The organism is Chamaesiphon sp. OTE_20_metabat_361 (genome assembly GCF_031364565.1).
The window spans coordinates 1-3,370 of the sequence record NZ_JANLWO010000141.1 but is presented as its reverse complement, the minus strand read 5'-3'; the positions used below and the strand labels follow the sequence as shown (position 1 = coordinate 3,370).

The following is a 3,370-nucleotide window of genomic DNA, read 5'->3' as shown; positions in this document are numbered from 1 at the left end:
CTGAAAAAGACTGTGGAAAAGAATTATAGTCGGCTTGACGACGCAGGTTGCGGCTTGCATCCTCAAGGACAGCCTTAAATCTCCCACTCTTAAATTCATTCCCTTTGCGTTCTCGATCGGTTAAACGTGGACTTTGCACCTCATCCTTGCTACGTTGATAAGTCCTGGCTGGTTCGACATCTGCCCAGACATTACTGTTATAAAGAGTATTTTCATCGATCGATATTTTATATCCAACTTGTTTGGGGATCGTACTCTGTACCTTAATCGAGATCTCCTTGGTATCTGCAAGCTCGTTAATCCGATTGCCCCAAAACTTTTGTTCGGCAGGTTGAGTAATCTCTCCAATCTTCGTCGCACTGCTGTAAACCTCGATCGTCGATTCGAGTTCGGGTTCTCTCACCATCTCGACTGATATCGATTCAAACTGTTCTTTGCGAATGGATTCGGTGACATTATCCCGATTCTTTTTATCGAATCGATCGAAGTTTACCCCTGATAGATAGTAAGTTCGATCGTTAATGACCATCGTGCCAGAAAATTTATTATCGAATATTTTCAGCCGATCGAGCTTTAATTGGGTGGATTTATCATCGCATAATACTGCGATAATCTCTGGGGCGAGGTTGCTAACCTGAATATCGATCTGCTCGGATGGCACTAGCAATCTGTAGCTGGGTGTCTGAGTGCGGACGATACGGAGATCTCTAACTTGCCCGCCATCGATTAAATTCTTCCCTTCGCTGGTGAGTTTGCCCACCAGTACGGATCGCTGGGTTCCTGCTTCCAGTGGCGATTTGAACGTGACAGTATTGTAGTTAGGCTCGATCGTGCCCTGGAAGCTAGTTTTGTCGAGCAGTTGAATCCCATAGCCAGTCAATCGACCAGCTTCAATCCACTGCTGTTTACCATCAACTTCTGCCAAGGCTCGCAGATTTTTGGTGTCATTTTCACCAGTGGTGACAAAGTATCCGGTCGGTATGGTGAGATAGCTGGCATATTCTGTGTCCAAGATGATATTTTGGGCACCTCGATCGAATACAAACTCGTTTAAAGTGTCTGGCAAACAACTTAGTAAAAAGTCTTGGGATATGGCCTTTTCACCCACGAGTTGAGCGGTGGCTGCGAAGACCTCCCGCTTATCCCATCCCCTTTGCTCGATGACATTCCGAAATTCTGCTAAAACTGCTCGCGATTCGGCTTTGAGTTCTTCGATTCGGTCGTGGAGAACTTCAAATTCAAAGTCATTTATTTGCTGTTTACCTTCAATTTTGGCTGAAGTTTTGGCAGTAGCTCCCAACACGTATTCATATTTAATGCCTTTAAAATTTATTGAATTATCTGGATAAAACGTTACCAGACCATCGCTGGTCGCGATCGATCCTTTGCCCTCTAATTGACGGAATGTATTAATTTCACTGACATTACAATTGCCAACGACGATTTTACTGTTATTGGTGGTGTAAATATTTAGAACGATCGGTTTGCCATATTTGAAATCTTTCAAAGCTTGGGTTTCTAATGCGATGGTCGATTGCAGATTTTGATAATCATTGCGGAAATTGGCGACCATTGCCTTCATTTCTGGCTCGACCGGAACAGATCGTAATTGACCGATTAGTGCGTTGAGGGTCATGCTACTGCTCGGTGGTAGTCGATTTTGATGGTTCTCTTCAATAATTAATCGTTTGAGGAGTTGGATGCTAGCATCGAGTTCGGGGAGCTTGTCGGTGACGGCATAAACTGTGCCCTCATTCGGTTTTACGCCCGATTTGACGAAATCTACCGATCGTTGATTTTCTTTATCTACTACCTCAATGCACTTTCTCAGCACGATGGTTTGATAGTCGTGGAGGTATTTGTCGATTTGAGTGGGATCGTAAGGATGGTTGGGAGTGACTTTCAGGCTGGTGGTGAAGATGATTTCCTCATTAGTGCGGGGATCGATCGATTTGAGGTTAGACACTAACGGCTGGGATAAATCGATAATCTTATTCAATTGGGCGTGAATCTTGGCATAGTTATCGAGGTATTCAACTAGCAATGCTGGATTCGCACCACCTTCACGGATTGCCTTGAGCTTCATGAATTTCATTTGCTCCATATCCTCAATCAGATTTGGAGGGAAAACGATTCCTTTCTTAGCGTTAATCGGCGTAGCTTCAAGGCTTTTCTTCTTGTAAGCACCAAGTACCATCGCGATCGAATCTTTAACTGTGTAGAGGTAATTGGATTGAGCGCGAGGATTATCTACTTGCAGCTTAATAAAATCAACACTGTAGAAGGGTGCGAATCGATCGAAAGTAGCTTGGAGTTTCGCTGGAATGTTGAGATTCAAGGTGACATCTGGCTCGACCAGTGATTCGGCAGTATCTCGGTACTTTTGAAAAGAATCATAGATGAGTTGTAGTGTCTCGGCTTGAAGTTTCTCCGTCGATTTTAAATCCCCCTCCGTACCAGCAATAATAAAGTCCAGACTAGAATAGAGCTTGTTAATTCTGCTCAGATTGCTATTGATAATTCCCACATAATCCTTCAACCGTTCGACCACCATCCCTGGTAGATCTTCACTCTGGATTAGTTGCTTCTTGTCCTTAGAAACGAAGTGCATCAACTTCTCTGGGGTGAGGTTATCGACGACTTCCTGATAGAAATTGGGATAATCTCGTTCGGCAAATAGGGCGATCTGATCCCCATCGAAATCCGCCTTCATCGCCTCCAAATTCGTCCGCCAAGATGCTCGTGCTGCTTCGATCGATCCAAACTCTTCGATAATCTGTTGATAGGTTTCAGGGTCATCCTGCTCGATTTCTGCTAACGTTTGACGACCGACATAAATGGCATCAGGGATAATTCCCTCTAGTTCGGGATTGAGGAAGAAGGAAATATCGTTATTGACTGTTACCGCTTGGACTTGTCCGCGATTGAGAACGGGAAACCGCAGCGCGACATGTTTATCGCCAGTCGTGAGTCCAGATCCAGCAATCTGATTATGCTTGAGTTCGCCACAAACGACAATCGGGCGAAACTCACCCCGCATTGATGAGATCGCTCCCTCATTAATATTCTTAATTTGTCCGTCCACGTATTCCTGGAGGTTCGCACGGACGCTAGGTAATTCGAGCAGTCCCCAGTTCTTAGATTCGAGGATCGTATCGATGAAAGCGATATTTCCTGGTAGTTCGACTTCGGGTTTGCCCTTTCTTACTTCTTCCTGCTGGGAGATTTTGAAGGTGCGGACGTAATCTTCCGCCAGACTGATGAGATCCATCTGTTTCTGTTGGAGATCTTGAATGGCAGTCTGGACGGGAATGCTCACGTCTTTTGCCAATCCGATGGCGTATAAATCCTGCACCGAACCCAATTTGGC

1 pseudogene is annotated in these 3,370 nt (G+C 44.9%); it reads right to left on the bottom strand.

Annotated features, from left to right (window positions below):
• Positions 1-3,370 (bottom strand): annotated as a pseudogene (locus RMO35_RS04005) (hypothetical protein); the annotation flags it as partial.